Origin of the sequence: Janthinobacterium sp. EB271-G4-7A (assembly GCF_020858075.1) — a bacterium.
Taxonomy (GTDB): Bacteria; Pseudomonadota; Gammaproteobacteria; order Burkholderiales; family Burkholderiaceae_D; genus Janthinobacterium; species Janthinobacterium lividum.
This window is the reverse complement of the sequence record NZ_JACYMI010000003.1, coordinates 478,218-500,922: the sequence shown is the minus strand read 5'-3', so window position 1 is coordinate 500,922 and position 22,705 is coordinate 478,218. Positions and strand designations below refer to the sequence as shown.

The 22,705-nt window shown below is 66.7% G+C and carries 12 protein-coding genes; 5 read left to right on the top strand and 7 right to left on the bottom strand.

What is annotated here, in order from left to right; genetic code table 11:
• Window positions 1–85 precede the first annotated feature (85 nt).
• From IGS58_RS22715 to IGS58_RS22700, 4 genes are all read right to left on the bottom strand, one after another.
• Window positions 86–748 (bottom strand): hypothetical protein, encoded by a 663-nt coding sequence (locus IGS58_RS22715; RefSeq protein ID WP_230522756.1) that lies wholly within the window; start codon window positions 746–748, stop codon window positions 86–88.
• Window positions 749–864: 116 nt separating this feature from the next.
• Complete coding sequence (locus IGS58_RS22710; protein ID WP_176375159.1) at window positions 865–3,531, bottom strand: bifunctional acetate--CoA ligase family protein/GNAT family N-acetyltransferase; 2,667 nt, start codon at window positions 3,529–3,531, stop codon at window positions 865–867.
• Window positions 3,532–3,642: 111 nt separating this feature from the next.
• Window positions 3,643–4,635, bottom strand: a complete 993-nt coding sequence (locus tag IGS58_RS22705; protein ID WP_230522755.1) for a DUF2804 domain-containing protein — start codon at window positions 4,633–4,635, stop codon at window positions 3,643–3,645.
• Window positions 4,632–5,909, bottom strand: coding sequence for a winged helix-turn-helix domain-containing protein (locus IGS58_RS22700; RefSeq protein ID WP_230522754.1), 1,278 nt, complete (start codon window positions 5,907–5,909; stop codon window positions 4,632–4,634). The genes IGS58_RS22705 and IGS58_RS22700 overlap by 4 nt, the downstream gene beginning before the upstream one ends.
• Before the next feature lie 408 nt (window positions 5,910–6,317).
• On the opposite strand from IGS58_RS22700, the gene IGS58_RS22695 reads away from it, so the two are divergent.
• On the top strand, window positions 6,318–9,536 hold the full coding sequence (locus IGS58_RS22695; protein WP_230522753.1) for a di-heme oxidoredictase family protein: 3,219 nt from the start codon (window positions 6,318–6,320) through the stop codon (window positions 9,534–9,536).
• 33 nt (window positions 9,537–9,569) lie between these two features.
• On the opposite strand, the gene IGS58_RS22690 is transcribed toward IGS58_RS22695, so the two are convergent.
• On the bottom strand, window positions 9,570–10,880 hold the full coding sequence (locus IGS58_RS22690) for a sensor histidine kinase (RefSeq protein ID WP_230522787.1): 1,311 nt from the start codon (window positions 10,878–10,880) through the stop codon (window positions 9,570–9,572).
• Between the two features lie 202 nt (window positions 10,881–11,082).
• Here IGS58_RS22690 and IGS58_RS22685 point away from each other — a divergent pair, with 202 nt between their 5' ends.
• Window positions 11,083–13,227, top strand: a complete 2,145-nt coding sequence (locus tag IGS58_RS22685; protein ID WP_230522752.1) for a TonB-dependent receptor domain-containing protein — start codon at window positions 11,083–11,085, stop codon at window positions 13,225–13,227.
• Between the two features lie 62 nt (window positions 13,228–13,289).
• Here IGS58_RS22685 and IGS58_RS22680 read toward each other — a convergent pair whose 3' ends face one another.
• Together IGS58_RS22680 and IGS58_RS22675 are read right to left on the bottom strand one after the other, a co-directional pair.
• On the bottom strand, window positions 13,290–13,958 hold the full coding sequence (locus tag IGS58_RS22680) for a response regulator (RefSeq protein WP_070254154.1): 669 nt from the start codon (window positions 13,956–13,958) through the stop codon (window positions 13,290–13,292).
• Between the two features lie 21 nt (window positions 13,959–13,979).
• Entirely contained in the window at window positions 13,980–14,351 is a 372-nt protein-coding gene (locus IGS58_RS22675; protein WP_034755042.1) for a YajD family HNH nuclease, read from the bottom strand.
• Window positions 14,352–14,625: 274 nt separating this feature from the next.
• Between IGS58_RS22675 and IGS58_RS22670 the strand changes: the two genes are divergently transcribed.
• Genes IGS58_RS22670 through IGS58_RS22660 form a run of 3 tightly spaced genes read left to right on the top strand, consistent with a single transcriptional unit; the run spans window position 14,626 to window position 22,702 of the window.
• Window positions 14,626–17,646, top strand: coding sequence for a PAS domain-containing protein (locus tag IGS58_RS22670; RefSeq protein ID WP_230522751.1), 3,021 nt, complete (start codon window positions 14,626–14,628; stop codon window positions 17,644–17,646).
• Window positions 17,647–17,700: 54 nt separating this feature from the next.
• A complete protein-coding gene (locus IGS58_RS22665; protein WP_230522750.1) occupies window positions 17,701–18,927 on the top strand; it encodes an exonuclease SbcCD subunit D C-terminal domain-containing protein in 1,227 nt (408 codons plus the stop codon).
• A 16-nt stretch (window positions 18,928–18,943) separates the two neighbouring features.
• Complete coding sequence (locus IGS58_RS22660) at window positions 18,944–22,702, top strand: AAA family ATPase (RefSeq protein ID WP_230522749.1); 3,759 nt, start codon at window positions 18,944–18,946, stop codon at window positions 22,700–22,702.
• The last annotated feature ends 3 nt before the right edge of the window (window positions 22,703–22,705 follow it).

Genomic DNA, 22,705 nt, shown 5'->3' with positions numbered 1-22,705 from the left:
TTCCCCTATGGCGGCGCGCCAGTCAGCATCACAAAAACGCCCCTCCTGCGGACGCCGCCCGGCGGGGTGTGCGCTCGCTACCCGTTCAAGCCTGCGCGCGCAGCGGCGGTGGCATGGCAGGCGCGGCGTCAGCAGGGGCAGCGGCCGCATTGTCGCTGGTGTCGGCGGCGCCGTCAGGCATACCCGGCGCAGGCAAAGGCATAGGCAAAACAAAGGGCAGCACTTGCGCCTTGCCACGGCGCGCTTCCTGCGCGCGCGCATCGTGGGCGAGGAACTGGTAGGCGATGGCAAACCACGCTTCGCCGACGATGACCTTGCGCGCCAGCGCGAACAGTTCGCGCTCTTCTTTTTCCAGGCGCTGCAGCAAGGCTGCGCAAAAGGCGTCGATGGCCGCGCACAGCTGCTCGGCCTGCAATTCGGAATGGTCGATGGCGGCGCCCGCGCGCTGCTGCACGACATTGATGCTTTCCAGCGCCGCGTGGTTCAAACCATTGATTTCATTCAACAAACCATCGGCATGCGGCGCAGCCTGGCGGATGGCGGGGATCAGATACATCTCCACCTTGCGCCAGTAGCCCCCCTGGTACAGCCGGCTCAGCCAGTCGCCCGCGTACTGCAGCTGCGCCAGGCTGAGCTGTCTCTGGTGGCGCAGCTGCACATGCATGCATTTCTGAAAAGCCAACAAACTCATGCGGATGCTGGCCTGTTCCACCGACAGGGAAACCAATATATATGTTGCCGTAAGCATGCACTCACTCCCGAAAACGCGCTGGATATGTCATCCTGGAAGTGAAAGTGTAAAGACTACCGACAGGGACGGGTTTGATCCTGCACAAACCCGCGGCTGGCCAGCCGCGCTTTCTTTTACGGCGCGCGCAGGCCGATATGCAGATTGACGACGCCGGGCTCTTCCGACGGCGTGACTTCGCCGCCAAAGCTTTTCACCAGCCGCTGCATGCCCTTGTTGCGCGCCATCGCCTCGCCCACCAGCGCCTCCGTGCCCCGGCTGCGGAAGTAGTCGACGAGCTTTTCAAACAGGATGTGTCCCAGTCCCTTGCCCTTCAGGGCAGAGCGCACGGCGATGGCGAAATCGGCATGGATATTGTCCGGGTCGGCCACGGCGCGCACCACGCCCAGGGTTTCCGGCTTGCCGTCCGGTCCCGTGTGCGTGGCGATGAAGGCCATGGCGCGGTCATAATCGATCTGCGTCAGGCGCGCCAGCTGCGACACGGGCAGCTCGCGCATGGACGTAAAGAAGCGCAGGCGCACATCGTCCGGGTCCAGCGCGTGGAACAGGTCCATGTGCTGCGGCGCGTCCTCGGGGCGGATGGGGCGCAGCAGGATGGATTGATCCATCCACGTCACCTGCTCTTCCAGCTCCTGCGGATACGGGCGGATGGCCAGGCGGTCGCGCTGCTGGCCCGGCTGCAGGCGGATGCGCGCATCGAGGGCGATCACGCCATCCGCATCGGCCACCAGCGGGTTGATGTCGAGCTCGGCCAGCTCGCCGATGTCGGCCACCAGTTCGGCCACCTGGATCAGGGTGTAGCAGATGGCGTCGATGTCGGCCGGCGGCTGGTTGCGGTAGCCGGCCAGCAGCTTCGACACGCGCGTACGCGCCAGCATGTCGCGCGCCAGCACCATGTTCAGCGGCGGCAGGCCGATGGCGTGGTCGGCCGTCACCTCCACGGCGATGCCGCCCTGCCCCACCAATATCACGGGGCCGAAGGCGGCGTCCGTGGTCACGCCGACGATCAATTCATGCGATTGCGGCCGGCGCGCCATCTGCTGCACGGTAAAACCGTCGATCAGCGCGTCGGGGCGCATGCGGCGCACGCGCTTGAGCATGGCGGCGGCGGCCGTGCGCAGGATGTCGGGCGTGTCCAGGTCGAGCGCCACGCCGCCCACGTCGGATTTGTGGGCGATGTCGGGCGAGTGGATTTTCAGTGCGACGGGGTAGCCGATGTCGGCCGCCACGGCCAGCGCCTCTTCCACGTCGGCCGCCATGCGCGTGGTGGCGACGGGAATGCCGTAGGCGGCCAGGATTTCCTTCGAGCGGCATTCGCCCAGCACCGTCTGGCCGGCCGCGAGCGCGGCGGCGACGATTTCGCGCACGCGCGCGCGGCGCGGCGTGGCCGACATGGGCAGCTGCGCCGGCACCTGCATCAGGGTTTCCTGGTTGCGCCGGTACTGCACGATCTGCATGAAGCCATGCACGGCTTTTTCCGGCGTGTCGTAGGTGGGAATACCGGCCCGGTTGAACACCTGGCGCGCGGGCGCCACGGTGGTGCCGCCCAGCAGGCACGACAGCACCGTGCGCGAGGTGGCCTTGATCAGCGGCGTGACGGCTTCGGCGATGTCGATCGACGAGACCATGGCCGTGGGCGCGTGCAGCAGCAGCAAGGCGTCCGCCTGCGGCTCGTCGAGCAGCGGCTTGATGGCGTCGGCATAACGCTGCACGGCCGCGTCGCCGGGCAAGCCCACGGGGTTGTCGTGCGACCAGCCCCGTGGCAGCGCCTTTTCCAGCGCGATCACGGTATCGGGCGACAGTTCGGCCAGCTTGCCGCCGCTGCTCACCAGCGCATCGGTGGCCATCACGCCCAGGCCGCCGCCATTGCACAGGATCGCCAGGCGCTCGCCGCGCTGGGAACGGATATGCGTGAGCGTTTCCACGGCATCGAAGAGCTCTTCGGCCGAATACACGCGCAGCATGCCGGCGCGGCGGATGGCCGCGTCGTACACGGCGTCGGAACCGGCCAGCGCACCCGTATGCCAGGCCGCCATGGCAGCGCCTTCCGCCTCGCGCCCCGCTTTCAGGACGATGACGGGCTTGCTGCGCGCGGCCGCCCGCGCCGCCGACATGAATTTGCGCGCCGCCTGGATATCTTCCATGTACAGCAGGATGGCGGCCGTGTCGATGTCGCCGGCCAGGTAGTCGAGCAAATCGCCGAAATCGATATCGTAGCTGGCGCCCAGCGAAATGAACTTGGAAAAGCCCACGCCGTGCGCGTTGGCCCAGTCGAGCACGCCCGACACCAGCGCGCCCGACTGCGACACGAAGGCGATCTTGCCGCTGGTGGCGCCGACATGGGCGAAGCTGGCGTTCAAGCCCAGTTTCGGCACGAGCAGGCCCATGCTGTTGGGGCCCAGGATGCGCAGCAGGTGCGGCTTGGCCGCCTTCAGCATGGCCAGGCGCAGCGACTGCTCGCGCACGGGGTCGAGGCCGGACGTCATGACGATGGCCGCGCGCGTGCCCAGCGCGCCCAGTTCGCGGATCAGTGCCGTGATGGTGGCGGGCGGCGTGCAGATGATGGCCAGGTCCGGCGCCTTGGGCAAGTGTGCCAGCCTGCGGTAGCATTTCAGGCCCATCAGCTCGTCGTACTTGGGATTGACGGGCCAAATCTCTCCCTGGTAGCCGCCGCCCAGCAGGTTGTACAGGGCGATGGCGCCCAGTTTGCGCTCGCGCGCCGTGGCGCCGATCAGGGCCACCGAGGCCGGCTTGAACAGCTTGTCGAGATTACGGATACTCATGTTCTGGCCTCATGGATTGCCGGAATGGCTTACTTGGTAACGCCCCAGTGTATAGGATGCCTTGCCAAAAAAACTTGACCTTGTCGCGCGTTTCGCAAAAAAACAGTGCGCCTACCAGCGCGAGCGGTGGCTTTCCGTCACCCCGGCCAGCTGCGCCACGATGCGCTTGGGAGAGTCCGCGCTGGTGCGCACCCAACCGCTGAAGGTGCCGATCGGCTGGATGTAGCGGCTGGCGGCGATCCACAGGTTTTTATCCTCGCGCCGCGCGCCTTCCGGCTTGAAGTGCAGGTCCAGCAGATCGTCGTCCGTCCACACATGCCACGGCGCCAGCGGATTGTCGGGATTGAAGTCGAAATGCGCGCGGCCCAGCGGATACAGCTGGCCATCGAGCCACAGCGCGTTTTCATGCGCGCCGAAATAACCCGCTTGCAGGTTGAAACCCAGGTCCAGGCTGTGCGCCGAGGCCCAGCGCCATTCCGTCTCGCGCGCCAGCAAGCCGTTCGAATAATCGAAGCTGGCCACGCCGTCGTCCAGGCTGTAGCCCATGGCGCCGCAACGCACCGTGCCCCACAAGGGCAAGCCGCCCGACTTTTGCGTGGCGTGCACGCTGCCGCCCTCGCCCACGGGTCCCACGGCCAGCAAGGTGGGGGCCACGGGCGGGCCGAATTCCGCATCGATGCCGAAATGGCCGCAATCGAGCCGCAATCGGTAGCGCTGCTGCGGCTGGGCTTCGATGCTGATTTTTTGCGAGAAAAACCGGAAACGGCTGCTGGCACCCGCATGCGGCGCCACGGACGCGCACAGGCCGGGAATGCCATCCTGCGAAAAACTGGCCACGATCTTGCCCTTGTGGCGGTCGAAGGCATACGCGAAGGCCGTGCTGGTCCAGCCCAGGTCGACGATGGCCACGCCGCAGAACAGCGTGGGCGTGGACAGGGCCACGTAGTGCCAGCGCTTGTGGTGGAACAGGCGCCAGAGGGCGCCGCGCGCATGCGGCGGCGCCAGCGCCACCCAGTCGAAGGCATCCAGCTGTCCCGTGTAGCGGCCAAAACAAGGCACGCCATCCGCGTCGAGCAGCTGGGAAGGAGCCGGCGGCAGCATCATGCGGCCTGCCTTGCGGCAGCGCCGCCGTCGTGCAGGGCCTCGGCCAGCTGCACACCGAAAGCCGCCGGCTGCGCCTGGGCTATCTCGACCTGCGGGCAGGCATGCCAGAGCGCCAGCCGCTGCACGGCGCCAGCCACGTCCTGCACCAGGCGGGAGCTGAGGCGCACGCCCTCTTCCAGCACCAGCGACTTGATCTCGAAGCGCCCCTGGACGCGGTGCGCCTTGGCGTCCAGGCGCCCCACCAGCGCGCCGCGCCGCAAGATCGGCAGGGTGAAGTAACCATACCGGCGTTTTTCAGCGGGCGTGTAGCATTCGAGCCGGTAGTCAAAGCCGAACAATTCCAGCGCGCGGCGCCGGTCCCACACGACGGGATCGAACGGCGACAAGATCGTCGTCAGGCTGGGCGCCAGCTTGCCCGCAGCCGCTGCGCGCAGCAAGTCCCCATGCTCGGCATGCACGTACACGGCGTCACTCCAGCCATCGACCATGCAGCGCAGCAGCGCGCCCTCGTCCACCAATGCCTGCAGATCGTGCGCCAGGCTGGCACGCGATTGTTTGGTGCGGAAGTAGTCGCTGATCCAGCTGGCCCGCGCCAGGCCCAGCGCCTTCACGCTGGCCAGCAGCAGGCGCCGGCGCACCTGCTCTTCGGGCGGCAGCAAGCCATCGTGCCAGCCCGGCAAAACGCGTTCGGCCAGGTCGTAATAGCGCTGGAAATTGTGGCGCTTGGCGATCATCAGCACGCCCGAGGTAAACAGCACTTCGAGCGAGCGCTTTTCCGGCTTCCAGCTCCACCAGCCGCCCGCCTGGCCATCCGTGCGCTCGAAATCGGCGGAGCGCGCGGCGCCGTTGGCGCGGATATGCTCGAACACCGAGGCCACGGCCTCGCCCTGCTCGGCCATCCATTTGACGGAGTATTTCCAGCCCATGGCGGCCGGGTCCAGCATGCGGTGGCGGTACAGGCCATAGTCTTCGATGGGCACGAAGCAGGCTTCATGCGCCCAGTATTCGAACAGCGCGCCCTCGGCCAGCAATTGCTCCAGCCACGGCTGCGGATAGTCGCCCAGCCGGCTCCACAACACCAGATACGGGCTGCGCGCCACCACGTGGATGGTGTCGATCTGCAGCACGCCCATCTTCCGCACGGCGGCCAGCACATCGGCCTTGACGGCTTTCCTGCGGCGCGCCTGCAGCAAGCCCTGCGCGGCCAGGTGCAAGGCGCGCGCGGCGGGCAGCGAGAGCGGCGGGAGTATCGGTATGGCGGGTGGAATCGGCAAGGTCAGTTCTTCCTCAAAAAAGGGGACGCGCAGTCGGCAGGCATTTCAGGAAGATACCGCATTCCCGTCGCGCGCCACGCATTTCTTGCTGAATTTTATTCATGCTATCGCCCATTATTATTCATCTTGCGCACCAGCATAGTGCAAAAAACCCGGGCGACATGAACAGTTGATGACAAGTCCACGAGACCGCTTGACATGCCTCATGCGCTTCTATAACTTAAGAAAATTATTGCCATACGGCAATTAAAACTGCTCCCCCCATCTTTGCCCGCCATGTCCTTCCTTGCCGCCCCCTGGCCGCAAGGCGCTGCCGTGACGGTGGAGCATGCGCAACACCATCGACGGGGATGCGGAGACGTCCAGTCTGACCAATCTTGCATAATCAATAAAAACAAGGAAGATAGCATGCACACATCCCTGCTTCGGCCCCGGCAGTACCCGGCCGGCTTTATCCACTTTTCCAGGCGGCGCTTGCCGCTGGCCCTGGCCCTGCTGCTGGCCGCGTGCGGCGGCGGTGGCGGCGACAACCCGGCCACGCCCGCCACGGCGCAGCGCCTGCTGGCGCAAACGTCGGCGGAAACGGCGCTGACGCCCGTCGCCGCCACGGCCAGCTCGGCGGAACGGGGCGACCTGTCGGCCAGCGCCGCCATCGACCGCAACGACAGCACGCGCTGGGGCAGCGGCTTTACGGACAACGAATATCTGACCCTCGATTTCGGCACATCGCAGCGCATTACCCGCGTGCATATCGCCTGGGAAAACGCGCACGCCAGCGCCTACCTGCTGCAGGTATCGGACGACAATACGCACTGGACCACCATCCAGAACGTCAGCGACAGCAAGGGCGGCATCGAGGACATCACGGGGTTCGACGCGCAAGGCCGCTACCTGCGCATGCAGGGCGTCAAACGCGCGGGCCAGTACGGCTACTCCATCTTTGAAATCCAGGCATTTGCGGGTACGCCCGTGCTGCCGCCGGTGACGCCGCCCGTCACCGAACCGCCCCCGGTCACCATCGATCCGGGCCAGCCGGGCGTGGATATCCGCCCCGTGGCCGCCACTTCCTCGCCCGTGGAAAACAACGGCATGTCCGCCGCCATGGCGATCGATGGCAAGACGGGCACCCGCTGGGCCAGCAAGTTCGAGGACGGCGCGTGGATCCAGTTCGACTTCGGCGCGAAGACGCCCGTCGGCTACATGAAACTGCTGTGGGAAAACGCATACGGCAAGCAGTACGCGCTGCAGGCCTCCGACGATGGCCAGAAATGGTCGCAAGTGCGCTACGTGACGAATGGCCACGGCGGCACCGAGGAATTCTTCAACCTGGGCATCAATGCCCGCTACATCCGCCTGCAGGGCGTGGCGCGCGCCACGCAGTATGGCTACTCGCTGCTGGAAGTGAGCTTCAAGACGCCGGGCAGTGACAACAGCCTGCCGTCGACTGCGACGTCGGCCCTGAAATTCCCCGCCAACGGCACCGGCTGGACACCGCTGCCGGCCGCCGCCCAGCCGCTGGAAAGCCTGCAATTCACCCTGGCAGACGGCACCCTGGTGACGCGCTTCGGCGCGCGCGGCCTGGCGCGCCATGGCCGCGAACGGGGCGAGGAATGGAATGAAATCGGCTACGGCCCGAATGAAACGGTCGATCCCGTCACGGGCCTGCCGCAAGACAAGGGGCCGGGCAATTACCTCACTTTCGTGCCGCAATACTTCAAGAACCGCACCTGGGGCGTGGAAATCATCGACAACAGCAAGGTACGCGGCGTTACCAAGCCCACGCTGATCGTCAACCAGTACACCACCGTCGATTTTCTGTCCGGCGGCGTGGCTTTCTTCCGCGGCTTCGACCGTCCCGGCGTGACGGGTTACGGCTGGATGTCGCCCGGCGAACTGGTGGACCGCAATGTCCCCGTCTGCAAGCCGACAGCCTACCCGGCCAGCGACAGGCTGACGAACGCCAACGGCATCAATGGCGCCTGCACACTGCTGATCAAGGAGTACCCGGGCCATAGCGGCCTCGATGCCGGCGGCATGCCGAATGGCACGGACGTCAAGGCGCGCGCGCTGACGGCGGGCGACATCATCGAAGTGTCGCCATCGATGTTTTCCACCACCGCCTCGATGGCGTCGAAAGGCGATGCCGGCGGCATCCGCTACTACTCGTACGAATGGACGTATGTGGTGGGCGCGGGACTGCGGCCCTGGTATGGCGTGCAGCCGCGCCTCAATTCCGTGCCACTGCCGGAGGAAACGCTCTCCGGCGGCCTCGGTTCCGTGTCGTATAACTACTCGGACAACGCCCTGTTCATGTTCCAGCAGCCGCACAACAATATCGGCATGCAGAACATGCAGCGCTTCGTCGAAGGCCGGCGCCTGGTGCATACCAACTTCACCACCGGCGAGCATAACGAAGGCGGCAACGACCGATACGCGCCCGCCGTCGGCCTGCAGGGACAGCGCTACGGACAGTCGGCCTGCATCGCCTGCCACGTCAACAATGGCCGCAGCCCAGCGCCGATGGCCCTGAACCAGCGCCTCGACACGATGGCCGTGCGCGTCGCCAGCATCAATGCGGCGGGGCAGCAGGTGCCGCACCCGCAATACGGCACCGCGATCCAGATGAACGCCGCCTCGCCTTCCGGCGTGCCGCAAAACTGGGGCAACGGCGTCAGCGTGGGCGGTTTCACGACGAGCAAGACGACCCTGGCCGACGGCACGCAGGTCGAACTGCGCAAGCCGACCCTGGCCTTCGAAGGCCCCGTGCCGCAAGTCGTTTCGCTGCGCGCGGCGCCGCCCATGATCGGCGCGGGCTTGCTGGAAGCCGTGCCGGAAGCCGACATCCTGGCGCGCGCCCGCAGCACGCCGGATGCCGATGGCGTCAAGGGCCTGCCCAACTATGTATATGAACCAGAGACGGGCGCCGTGCGCCTGGGCCGCTTCGGCTGGAAGGCCTCGAAAGCCACCTTGCGCCACCAGGCCGCCGACGCGCTGCTGCTGGACATGGCCGTCACCTCGCCCGTGTACCGCAACCGCGCCTGCATGGCGGGGCCGGTAGCCTGCGCGGCGGGCGGCGCCCAGCCAGGCATCTCGGAAGCGGACCTGCAATCGATCACGCAATACCTGGCCCTGGTGGCCGTGCCGGCCCAGCGCAGCATCGCCAGCGGTTTCCCGAAAGGCGTGGCGCCGATCGAGGAGCTCAAGGTCGACCCGCAGCAGGTTTCCGCCGGCTCGAAGCTGTTCCAGGGCATGCGCTGCGCTGCCTGCCACACGGTGGAAATGAAGACGGGCGCGGGACATTTGTTTGCGGAACTGCGCAACCAGACCATCCGTCCGTACACCGACCTGCTGCTGCACGACATGGGTCCCGAGCTGGCCGATACCTTCACGGAAGGCCAGGCGCAAGGCAGCATGTGGCGCACGGCACCGCTGTGGGGCATCGGCTACACGGAAAAAGTCATGGGCAATGGCGGCGGCAAGGCTGGCTACCTGCATGACGGCCGCGCGCGCAGCCTGACGGAAGCGATCTTGTGGCACGGCGGCGAAGGGACAAAAGCGCGCCAGCGTTTCGAGAACCTGTCGAAGACGGACCGCGACGCGCTGCTGGCTTTCCTCAAGTCGCTGTAAAGTCGGCCTAAACGCCTTGCCCTGGCGGGACCGTCATGGAAACACGACCGTCACCGCCAGCCCCCTGCCCTGCAAGCCGGCGCCGAGGATGATGTCCGCGCCATGCCGCTCGGCGATGCGGCGCGCGATGGACAGCCCCAGGCCGCTGCCGGGCAGCTGCCCGCCGCCCAGGCGCACAAAACGCTCGAACGCGCGCGCGTGCAGTTCCTCGGCGATGCCCGGACCGGAATCGGCCACGCGCAAATAGCTGCGCCCCGCTTCCACGCCGCAGCTGATGACGACACAGCCGGGCGCCGGCGTATAGCGCAGCGCATTGTCGACCAGGTTGCGCAACAACATCTGCAGGCTGTCCGCATGCAGCGCGCAGGGCGCCGGTGCCATGATCACGCTCAGCGACAGCCGGTACGTCGCGGCCAGCGCCTGCCACTGCGCGGCCTGCTCGGCCAGCAGGTCGGACAGGTCCGCCGCGCGCAAGTCGGCCGCCGCGCCCGAATGCGGGTCGAGCTGCGCCAGCGCCAGCAACTGGTTGACGAGGCGCGTGGCGCGCTCCACGCTGACGCCCAGGGCTGCAATGAATTCCTCGCGTTCAGCCTCGCTACGGGCCCGCTGCAGCACTTGCAGATTGGTCTTGATGGCGGCCAGCGGCGTGCGCAATTCGTGCGCCGCATCGGCCGTAAAGCGCTGCTCGTTGTCGCGGCTTTGTCGCACTCTGCCGAACAGGCGGTTAATTTCCAGCAACAGCGGATGCAGCTCGGTGGGTGCGCCAGCCAGCCTGACGTCGGCCAGGTCATCGGGCGTGCGCGCCGACACTTCATCGGCGGACGCCTGCAGCACGCGAAACACGCGGTGGATGCTCCACCAGATGGCGATGGTGGCCAGCGCCACCAGCAGCAGGCCGAACACGGCGATGCGGTAAAAGAAGCCGCGGCTGATATCGTCGCGGTGGCTGGTCGGCTCGGCCACCAGCAGCTGCAGGGTGCGCTGCGGGTCCCACAACGAAAACAGACGCCAGCGCTGGCCGCCGATGCGGGTCCAGGACAGGCCGTCCGGCGCGCTGCGCGACAGGGCGATATCGGACGCCGCGTCATTACGGTACAGCACGCGCTGCTGCGCGTCGCGCACCTTGAACAGCAAATACTGATGGGGATTCGGGTGGCCGCGCAGCGGCACGTCGATGGGCCCCGTCAAGCCGTGTTGGCGCGCATCCTTTTCCACCAGCGACAGCAGCAGGTGGCCCGTCTCGATCAGCGACTGGTCGAACAGTTCCTGGCTTTCGCGGCGCGCTTCCACGTACACGATGGCGGCGCTGCCCACCCACAGGGCCAGGGTCAGGCCCAGCAGCACGCCCAGCAAAGTGCGCCGCAGCGACCAGATTTTCAGGCCGCCGCCAGCCGTTAAGAATCTCTTAAGAACTTCTGCGCAAGATCCGGAGCGAAATATTTTTTGGGAAGCCATGGCTGCAATTGTAAATGATTCTTATTGCCTCAATGATTCCCATTAGCTTGCACCAGCAAAACCAATAACTCATCCACCATCAGGAGTTTGCATGTCCAACAGCACCCGCAGCGCGCGCCTGCCGCGTCCCACCACCCTGGCCCTGGCCTTGGCCGCCCTGTCCTGCCTGCAGGCTCACGCCCAGACGGGCACGCCTGCCAGCATGCCGGAAGTGGTGGTCTCCGCCTCCGGTTTCGAACAGGATATCAAGCAGGCACCGGCCTCGATCACGGTGCTGACGCGCCAGGAGCTGTCGAAGGAGCGCTTCGGCAACCTGACGCAGGCGCTGGAAAGCGTGGAAGGCATCGACGTGGGCGCGGCGGGCGACAAGACGGGCGGCATGAACATCAGCATCCGCGGCATGCCCAGCGACTACACCCTGGTGCTGATCGACGGGCGCCGCCAGAACGCGGCCGGCAACGTCACGCCGAACGGCTTCGGCGGCACGCAGACGAGCTTCATGCCGCCGCTGGCCGCCATCGAGCGCATCGAGATCATCCGCGGCCCCATGTCGACCCTGTACGGCTCGGACGCCATGGGCGGCGTGATCAACATCATCACGCGCAAGGTGGGCAAGCAGTGGATGGGCTCCGTCTCGGCCGACTACACCTTGCAGGAAAAGTCCGATTTCGGCGACGTGAAAAGCGGCCGCTTCTACCTGAGCGGCCCCATCGCCACCGACCTGCTGGGCCTGTCCCTGCGCGGCAGCAAGCAGCGCCGCGACGCGGCCGACATCCGCGTCCCCAACGCGGCCGGCGCGCAAGTGCCCGCCAGCATGGGCGCCAACCCCGTGCGCTCGGACATCGAGAACTTTGGCGCGCGCCTGGCCTTCACGCCGAACCGCTACCACACCGTCATCCTCGACGCGGACGCGGGCCGCCAGACCTACGACAATTCGAAGGGCCAACTCGGCACCAATACCGTACAGGGCGGCTACGGCCCGGAACAGAAATACAAGCGCGACCAGTGGACCCTGTCGCACACGGGCCGCTTCGGCTTCGGCACCCTGGACAGCAGCTACATGGTAAACAAGACGGAAACCCTGGGCCGCACGATTCCGCCGGGCACGCCAGGCGCCGTGACCGGCAGCGCGCGCACGCTGGAAGTGGAAAGCCAGGTCTTCGATACCAAATTGGTCATGCCTTTGGGCAAACACATGGCTACCATCGGCGCGCAATGGTGGAAAGCGGAAATGACGGACGGCGTGGCGCCGAAAAAATTCGAATTCACGCAAAAAGCCCTGTTCGTGGAAGACGAATGGCAGGTGCTGGACAACGTCGCGCTGACCGTCGGCGCCCGTTATGACGATCACAGCATCTTCGGCGGCCAGACCAGCCCCCGCGCCTATGCCGTGTGGAACGCAGCGCCAAGCTGGACCGTCAAGGGCGGCGTCAGCAAGGGCTACAAGACGCCGCGCGTGGAGCAACTGTCGCCAGGCATCAACGGTTTTGGCGGCCAGGGCACGATCCCCCTCGTCGGCAGCCCGGACCTGAAGCCGGAAACGAGCACGACGACGGAAATCGGCGCATATTTCGACAACCTGGCCGGCTGGACCGCCAGCGGCACTTTGTTCAACAATACCTTCAAGGACAAGATCACGACGGGCACGGGCCTCGTCAACTGCGACTACCGCCCTTCGCCGAACCGTCCCGGCTGCGTCAGCTTCGGCAACTGGCCCAACGTGGACGCATTTGGCCAATCGGTCAATGTGGATGAGGCCGTCACGCGCGGCGTCGAGCTGAACACGCGCTTCCCGCTGGGCAAGACCTTGTCGGCCAGCGCCAACTACACGTACACGGAAAGCGAACAGAAGAGTGGCAGCAACGCCGGCAAGCCCCTGAGCGACACGCCCAAGCACGCCGTCAACGCGCGCCTGTCGTGGGATATCTCGCGCGAGTGGAACGGCTGGCTGCGCGCCGAGTACCGCAGCGAGCGCTTCCGCGATCCGGGCACCTCGGCTTCCACGCGCGCCGCCAAGGCCGCGCTGGGCGACTACCAGGGCTACACCATGTTGCACCTGGGCAGCAGCTACCAGCTGAACAAGCGCGTCACCCTGAACGCGGCCGTGTACAACCTGCTCAACAAGGACTTCATCGACTACCAGCCATACCGCGCACCGGCATTGACCTACGCCAACCGCTATGTCAACAGCCTGGACGGCCGTCGCCTGTGGCTGTCGGCCACCGTCGATTTCTGATGCCGTAACGCGCCATCAGCGCCAACATCGAACGGGCTGCCGCAGGGTAGCCCGTTTTTGTGTCAGGCCGCTTTGGGCTTGTCGATGCAATAACCGATCGCATGCACGGTGCGTATCAAGTCCCGCCCCAGCTTCTTGCGTAGGTGGTGGATATGCACTTGCACGGCATTGCTTTCCACTTCGTCACCCCAGCTGTACAGGTTTTTCTCCAGCTGTTCCCGGCTCAGCACCCGGCCGCCGTGCTCCAGCAGCAGTTGCAGGATGCGAAATTCCTTCACCGTCAAGGTCACGGGCAATCCCCCTTGCGTTACTTGCCGGTCCGCGATATCGAGCACCAGGTCGCCATGCACGAGGTGCTCGCGCAGGCGCCCGGCCGCGCGGCGGCAGGCGCTGCGGATGCGCGCGGCCAGCTCGTCGAGGTCGAACGGTTTCACGATAAAGTCGTCGGCCCCCGCGTCGAGCCCGGCGATGCGCTCGCCCACCTGGTCGCGCGCCGTGACGACCAGCACGGCGCCGCTGTAGCCATTGTCACGCAGCACGCCCAGCGCCTGCATGCCATCCTGCCCCGGCAAGCCCAGGTCGAGCAAAATACAGCCATAGTCGTGCAGGCGCACGGCCGTGTGCGCGTGTTCGGCGCTCGTGACCCAGTCGACGGCATAGCCGCCCTGTTCCAGGCCGATCTGCGTGGCGCGGCCCAGCTGCGGGTCGTCTTCGGTCAGCAAGATGCGCATGGGGGAAGCGGCGCGGCCCGCTCAGTCCTTTTTCTTGATCAGGCCGGCCAGCGCGGCAAACGGATTGTGCGTGGCGGGCGCCACCTCGGCCGACAGCAGGCCGGCGCCACGGTCCGCTTCCAGGTAGCGCGAGTGCTCATTGTCGTGGCAATACAGGCACAGCAGTTCCCAGTTGCTGCCGTCCGGCGGATTGTTGTCGTGGTTATGGTCGCGGTGGTGCACCGTCAGCTGCTGCACGTTGGCGCGCGTAAATTCGCGCATGCAGCGGCCGCATACCCACGGATACATCTTCAGCGAGCGCTCGCGGTAGCCGCTCTCGCGCTGGTCGGCGGCGCGGCGCGCTTCGGCCACGATCTTGTCCAGTCTTGCCGCGTCGGGCTTTTTACTCTGCATGACAACTTTCGATATGGGAGGTAGAAGCGCCCATTTTAATGAGGATGGGGGCGCAATTGTACTTTTTCTGCCACGCCGCCAGCCCGTGTCGCCGCCGGCGTGCTTTTTTTAGCGTGCGCGGCACCACAGATACTTGATTTAACGCAAAATAAGGCCAGCGACAGACTACGAACAGACGCTGGGGCCGCAGGCAGCGCGCAGGTCAGCATATTTCGGCTATGATGCGCGCCACGCCGCCCCTCCCCTTTTCCATGACCCTAGCCTGCAAGCGCCCGTGATAGCGATAACAAGACCCCTGCAACGCCTTGCCCGCCGCCTGTACCGTCTCAGCCTGGTACCCCTGTTCGCGCTCATCTTGCTGCTGGCGCTGTGGGCGGCCGTCTTTTACCAGGTTGGCCAGGAGCGGGCCAGCGCCGTGCGCGACGCCGTGGCCGTCAGCCAGTCGCTGGCGCGTACCCTGGCCGACCATACCAGTTTCACCCTGCGCCAGACGGACCACGCCACCCAACTGTTCAAGCTCAAATACGAGGAAACGGACGGCGGCCTGCGCCTGAATGAATTCACGCGCCGCCAGGGTCTGCTCGACAGCGTGCTGCCATCGAAGCTCGAATTGCCGATCGCCCTCATCGACGCGCACGGCAATGTGATCGACAGCGCTCACGCCTATCTGCCGGAAAACCTGGCCACGCAGGCATTTTTCAGGGCGCTGGCCGCGAATGCGTCCGACACGGCCCTGGTCGACACGCCCATGCTCGACGCCGAGAGCAAGCGCTGGACCATCCGCCTGGCGCGCCGCCTGAACGATGCCCAAGGCCGCTTCGCCGGCGCCATCGTGATCCTCGTCGACCCCACGTATTTTGTCGATGACTACGACCGCCTGAACCTCGATGAGCAGGGCGCGCTGATGCTGGTGGCGCGCGACAGCGGGCTGACGGTGGGACGCATCGGCGAGCAATTGATCCTCAGCGACCGCATCGACTTCCGCATGCCGGGACCGCCGCAGCACGCCCCCGAAGAACTGCTGATCGAGCCGCCCGTCGACGCCACGTCACGCATCTACAGCTACCACGAGCTGCCGCGCTACCCGTTGCTGGCCGTGGTGGGCGTGAACCGCGCCGTCGCCCTGGCGCGCTTCGAACACCGCCGCCTGGTCTATGTCGGCGCGCTGCTTGCCGCCAGCGTGCTCATTGCCGGCTTTACGACCCTGCTGATGCGCCAGAGCGCGCGCCTGCGCCGCAGCATCCGCCAGGCCAAGGAAGCGCAGGCCTTGCTGCGCGCGGCGCACCAGGGCAGCCTCGATGCCGTGCTGCTGCTGAAAGCCTGGCGCCCCGCGCCGGGCAAGCCGGTGGAAGATTTCATCTTCGCCGACATCAACGAGCGGGCCGCCGACATGCTGGGCAAGCCACGCTCCGAACTGCTGGGCCAGCGCGTGCTGCAGCAGATGCCGCTGCTGCGCGGCGAGCGCTTTTTCAAGCGCTTCGTGCTGGTGATGGAAACGGGCCAGCCGCTGGAAGATGAATTCGAGCTGCCACTGGCCTCGGGAGGCACGCGCTGGCTGCGCCACCAGGTGGTGCCGATTGCCGACGGCGTGGCCGTCACCTCGCGCGACATCAGCGCGCGCAAGCACGACGAACTGGCGCTGCAGGACAACCGCAGCTTCCTGCAGTCGCTGATCGACCATTTGCCCGTGCTGGTCTACGTGAAAAGCGCGCGCCCGGAAAATTTCGGCCAGATGGAAGTGTGGAACAAGGCCGCCGAGGACATCACCGGCCACCTGGCCACCGACGTCATCGGCAAGACCGATTGCCAGGCCTTCCCGCCCGACTTCGGCCTGCACGACGCCGAGGACGACCGCGCCATCCTGGCCGAGCGCGGCGTCATCGACCATACGGAAAAACCGCTGCGCCTGGCTGACGGCAGCCTGCGCTACCTGCGCGCCGTCTCCGTGCCCGTGTTCGACGAGCGCCAGCAGATCGAACATATCCTGTGCATCGCCGAAGATATCTCGCAGCGCCGCCAGCAGGAACTGGAACTGCGCCAGAAACAGGCCGAGCTGGCCGCCGTCAACGACGCCTCGCCGCTCGGGCTGGTGCGCCTGGACCGCCAGCGCCGCTGCACCTACGTCAACCGCACCTTCGAATCGATCACGGGCTTGCCGCGCGCCGCCGCCCTGGGCGCCGGCTGGACCAGCGCCCTGCACCCGGACGACTATCCGCTGATGCACGTGGCGCTGGAACAGCTCACGCGCAGCCACGCGCCGTTCCAGTCCACCCTGCGCTGCCTGCAGCGCGACGGCAGGCTGGTCTGGGTCTCCGTCAAAATTGCCCCCATCCTCATCGACGACCGGATCGAAGGCTACGTGGGGACCCTGGACGACATCACCACCTTGCGCGAATCGGAAGTGGCGCTGCTGGAAAGCGAAGCGCGCCTGCGCACCATCGCCGACACCTTGCCGGCCATGATCGCGTACATCGACGCGGACCAGGTCTACCGCTTCCTGAACATCGCCTATGAACGCGAATTCGGCCTGACGGGCCGGCAGGCGCTGGGCAAAAGCGTGCGCGACACCGTGGGCGAGGCGCGCTACCGCACGGTGGCGCCGTATATCGAAAGAGTGCTGGCGGGCGAAACCCTGAGCTTCGAGGAAGAGGACGACAAGGAAGGCATCGAGCGCTGCATGGAAGTGATCTACATCCCGCAGATCGGCGAAGACAAGCTGCAGGTGGTGGGTTTTCACGTGATGCGCCAGGATATCACCGTGCAAAAGCGCGAAAAACAGCGCCTGCTGAAGCTGGCCCAGGTCGATGCGCTGACGGGCTTGTCGAACCGCGCCGGCTTCCAGCAAAAACTCAGCGACGCCATGCACGCGAGCCGCCAGCAGCAGCACCTGATGGCTGTCATGTACATGGATATCGACCGCTTCAAGCCCGTCAACGACACGCATGGCCACGGCACCGGCGACGCCCTGCTGCGCGCCTTCGCCCAGCGCCTGACGCAGACCATGCGCGCCACCGATATCATCGCCCGCCTGGGCGGCGACGAATTCACCATCATCATGGAACAGATCACCCGGCCCGACGACGCGGCCGTGCTGGCGGAAAAAATCGTCGCCGCCATGCAGCAGCCGTTCGAACTCGATGGCATCAGCGTGCGCATTTCCGCCAGCATCGGCCTGGCCTTCTACCGCGACGAAGACATTTCCCCCGCCGTGCTGCTGCAGCGGGCCGACGTGCTGCTGTATCAGGCGAAACAGGATGGGCGCAATACTTATCGCGCAGGCGTGCTGACGGCGTGAGACAGGCGCCATTCCTGCTATATTGGCGCCTGTCCTCCCTACCCTTGCCCCACCATGCGCCTGCTGCACACTTCCGACTGGCATCTGGGCCAGACCCTGCACAATTATGAGCGGGGCTACGAACACCAGCGCTTCCTCGACTGGCTGCTCGACACGCTCGTGGCCGAACAGGTCGACGTGCTGCTGGTGGCCGGCGACGTGTTCGACAACGCCAACCCTTCCGCCGCCTCGCAAAAGCAGTTATATGTATTCCTGCAGCAGGCGCGCGCGCGCCTGCCGGCGCTGCAGCTGGTCGTCGTCGCCGGCAATCACGATTCGGCCGGCCGCCTGGAAGCGCCCGGCCCCCTGCTGGCCGCGCATGGCACGCACGTGATCGGCCATGTGCTGCGTGGCGACGATGGCCAGATCGACCTGGAACGCCTGCTGCTGCCGCTCACCGGCAGCGATGGGCAAGTGCAGGCGTGGTGCCTGGCCGTGCCCTTCCTGCGCCCCGGCGACGTGCCAAAGCTGCCGGCCGGCGATACCCAGGATGCCTACCTGGGCGGCATCGCCCTGCTGTACCGCCAACTGGCGGACCTGGCGCTGGCGCGCCGCCAGCCCGGACAAGCCATCATCGCCTTGGGCCACTGCCACATGGTGGGCGGCGAAATGTCGAACGATTCCGAACGCCGCATCGTCATCGGCGGCACCGAGATGCTGCCGTCGGGGATTTTCGACACCGCCATCGCGTATGCGGCGCTGGGCCATTTGCACAAGGCGCAGGCCGTGGGCGGCCAGCAGCATATCCGCTACTGCGGCAGCCCGATTCCCCTGTCCTTCGCGGAAGTGCACTACCGCCATCAGGTGCTGTGCCTCGATATCGACGGCGAGCAATTACGCGAGGTACGCGCCATCGAGGTGCCGCGCGCCGTGCCGCTGCTGCGCGTGCCCGCCACGCCGGCGCCGATTGCCGAAGTGCTGGAACAGCTGGCCGCCCTCGACGTGCCGGACGCGCCGGCCGAAGCACAGCCTTTCCTGGAAGTGCGCGTGCGCCTCGATGCGCCGGAGCCGGGCCTGCGCACGCGCATCGAAACGGCGCTCGACGGCAAGCACGTGCGCCTGGCGAAGATCGAAACATCGAGCGCCGCGCGCAGCAGCGCGCCCGAGAACATGACGCTCGACCAATTGGGCCAGCTGCAGCCCGACGACATCTTCCGCCGCCTGTACCTGCAAAAATACGGCCGGCCCGCGCCGCCCGAACAACTGTCGGCCCTGGCCGAACTGCTGCTGCCTGGCGCTTGAGCACACCTGAAGAACCATGAAAATACTGAAAATCAGCGGCAAGAACCTGGCTTCGCTGGCCGGCGAATTTGAAGTCGACTTCCAGCAGGAGCCGCTCGCGTCTTCCGGCCTGTTCGCCATCAGCGGGCCCACGGGCGCGGGCAAGAGCACCCTGCTCGATGCCCTGTGCCTGGCCCTGTACGACGCCACGCCCCGCCTGCTGAAAGTGCTGGGCCGGGGCAGCGCCCTGCCCGACGTGGGCAAGGAAACCGTCAACGCCCAGGATACGCGCACCCTGCTGCGGCGCGGCACGCCGGACGGCTACGCGCAAGTGGACTTCGTCGGCAACGATGGCGCCAGCTACCGCGCGCGCTGGAGCGTGCGCCGTTCGCGCACCAAAGCCGAAGGCGCGCTGCAGGCCACGGCCATGAGCTTGCACCAGTTGCCAGCGTTGCAGCCCATCGGCGGCACCAAGACGGAAGTCAAGGAAGAGATCGAAAAGCGCATCGGCCTGTCGTTCGACCAGTTTACGCGCGCCGTGCTGCTGGCGCAAAACGAGTTTTCCACCTTCCTCAAGACGGAAGACAATGAACGGGGAGAGTTGCTGGAAACCCTGACGGGCAGCAGCATCTACACCGACATTTCCATGCGCGCCTTCGAGCGGGCAAAAAAGGAAAAGCAGGTCCTCGAATGCCTGGGCGAAAAACTGGCCGACCAGCGGCCCTTGTCGCCGGAAGAACGTACCGATACCGAGGCCCTGTGCAGCGCGGCCGAGACCAACCTGCAAACCATCGACTTGCGCAAGGCGGTGCTGGAACTGCAGCAGCGCTGGCACCAGGAAACGCACAAGCTGCAAAGCCAGGTCGCGGCGGCGCAAGAGGCGCTCGATAGCGCGGATGCCGAACGGGCCGCTGCCGAAGAGCGCCGCACGGCGCTGGCGCAGTGGGAATTGCTGCAGCCGGCGCGCCCCTTCGTCGATGACGTGGCGCGCCTGGCGAGCGACATCGCCAGCAGCGGCGCCGCGCTGGAAGCGGCGCGCGCGCAGGCGGCGCAAGCCGTGGCCAGCGAAACGCAACTGGCTGCCGGCGTGCAGCAAGCGGCAGCGGCCTTGCTGGCCAGGGAGGCGGCGCAGCGCGACGCGGCACCGCAACTCGATGCCGCCAAGGCGCTCGATGCCGGCATTGCCGCCCACTTGCCCGCGCACCGCCAGGCCAGGGAGGCGGCAATGGCGGCAGACCACGCCAACGAGACGGCGCGCGCCACCTTGCACGATCTGCAGCAGGGCCAGCACGCCATGCAGGCGGAGCAGGAAACGGGACGCCTGTGGCTGGCATCGCACCAGCATTGGCAAGCGCTGGCCACGTCGTGGCAATTGTCGGACCAGCTGTTCGCCCAGGCCGGCCAGGCTGCCGCGCAAGCCGATGCGGCCGACGCCAAGGCAGCCGAAGCGGCGCAGCTGGTGCGCGCGGCAACCAACGCGGGCCACGCGGCGCAAGCCGCATTGACGGCCGCCGCCGCCACGCTCGCCGAGCACGATGGGCAGCGGCGCGAAGCGCTGGCCGCCGTGCAAGCCATCGACGGACAGCTGCTGCAGGAACAGCGCGGACAGCTGGAAAACCATGCGCGCCAGTTGAATGCGGCGGAAAAGACGTGGACGGAGCTGGCGCGCCAGCAGCAGGCGCTGGCGCATGGACAAGCGAGGGCCGCCCAGCTGGCGCAGGCCGCGCAGACGGAAAACGCGGCGCTGGCCGCGGCAGCAGCACAAACAGCGCTGCTGGAAGCGAGCCTGGCGCAGGCGGAAAAATCCTTGAAAGGCGCGGAAGCGGCATGCGCGGCCAGCGTCGAGCAGCTGCGCGCCACCTTGCAGGACGAGCAGCCCTGCCCCGTCTGCGGCGCCCTGGAACACCCGTACAGCCACGCCGATCACGCTTTGCAGGCGATGCTGGCCAGCTTGCAGGATGAAGTACTGGCTTGCCGCGCACACGCGCGCGGCAATCTGGAGCAACTGGCCACGCACAGGGCGGCGCTGGCCGCGACTGCGCGCGAACAGGCGCAGACGGATGCCGAACTGGCGGCCCTGCCGCCCGCCATCGCCAGCCTGCACGCGCAATGGCAGCCGCATGCCGATACCCTGCATCTGCCGCCGGAAAACCAGCGCGCGCACTGGTTCGCGCAGCAACTGGCAGCCAATGCGGCAGCCCTGCAGGCGCTGGCGCAGCAGGAGGCGGCGCTGCGCCAGGCCAGCGCGCGGCGCGAGCAGGCGCAGGCGGCGCACGAACTGGCCGGCGCCGAACACGCGCGCTGCACAAGCGCCGTCGCCGAAACGCAGACACGGCTGGCGCAGTTGCAGGCGCAGCAGGCGGCCAGCGTGGACAAGGCGGAAACGTCGCGCGGCACGCTTGACGGCTTGCTGGCGCAGCTCGATACCGCGTTTGCCGACGTGGAAGGCGCCGAAGGCTGGAAGGACAACTGGCGCGCCGGCCCCGCCGCCTTCCGCGCGGCGCGCGAAACGGAAAGCCGGCAATGGCTGAAACAGCAGGCGGACCAGGACAATCGCGGTCACGCGCTGGCGACCTTGGCCGCGCAGCTGGAAGCGGCGTTGCTGGCCGCCGGCAAGGCACAGCACACGGCGCAGGAAACCCACGCCGCCTTTGCCGCCGCCGACAAACGGCGCACGGCACTGCAAACGGAGCGCAACGCGCTATGGCAGGGCCAGAACGTGGCCGAGGTGGAACACAGCCTGGCTGGCGCCATCGCGCAGGCCAAGGAGCTGCTGGCGCAGCAGCAAACGGCGGCGCAGTCGGCCAGCCAGCAGCGCACGCGCCTCGATGAAGCATGCGTGCAGTTGTCGCAACGCCTGGCCGCCCTGCATGAACAGGAACGCGGCGCCACCGCCGCCCTGCACGACTGGCTGCAGCAGTTCCGGCAGCGTCACTCCGGCCATGCGCCCGCCACGCTCGACGAACTGCGCGCGCACCTGGCCATCGCGCCGGACGCCATGCGCGCCGAACGCGACGCCCTGCAGATGATCGCCGACCGCCATACGACGGCCGCTTCCGTGCTGGCCGAACGCCGGCAGCGGCATGCGGACCATCTGGAACGGCCACCGGAAGCGCTGGAAACGGACGAGGCCGCGCTGCAGGCGGCGCTCGACGCGCTTGGCGCCGAACGCCAGGCAGCCAACCAGGAAGCGACGCGCCTGCGCCTGGCCATCGCGCAGGACGACGCGCGGCGCCACAGCGCGCAAGCTATGCTGGCGCAGATCGAGGCGCAAGCCGTCATCGAGCGGCGCTGGGCCAGCCTGAATGAATTGATCGGCTCGGCCGACGGCAAGAAATTCCGCAACTATGCGCAGCAATTCACGCTGGAAGTGCTGCTGGGCTATGCCAACGCACACCTGAACCACCTGGCGCGCCGCTACCAGCTCGAACGCATCGACAACCCGAACAATCCGTCGCTGGGCCTGATGGTGCGCGACCAGGACATGGGCGGCGAGCTGCGCTCCGTGCACTCGCTGTCGGGCGGCGAATCGTTCCTCGTCTCGCTGGCCCTGGCGCTGGGCCTGGCCTCGCTGTCCTCGAACCGGGTGCGCGTGGAATCGCTGTTCATCGACGAGGGCTTCGGCAGCCTGGATACGGAAACCCTGCGCGTGGCCATGGATGCGCTCGACGGCTTGCAAGCGATGGGCCGCAAGGTGGGCGTCATCTCGCACGTACAGGAAATGACGGAGCGCATCGCCACCCGCATCCTCGTGCAGCCTGGGTCCGGCGGCAAGAGCGTGGTGACGGTGCGCTGAGTC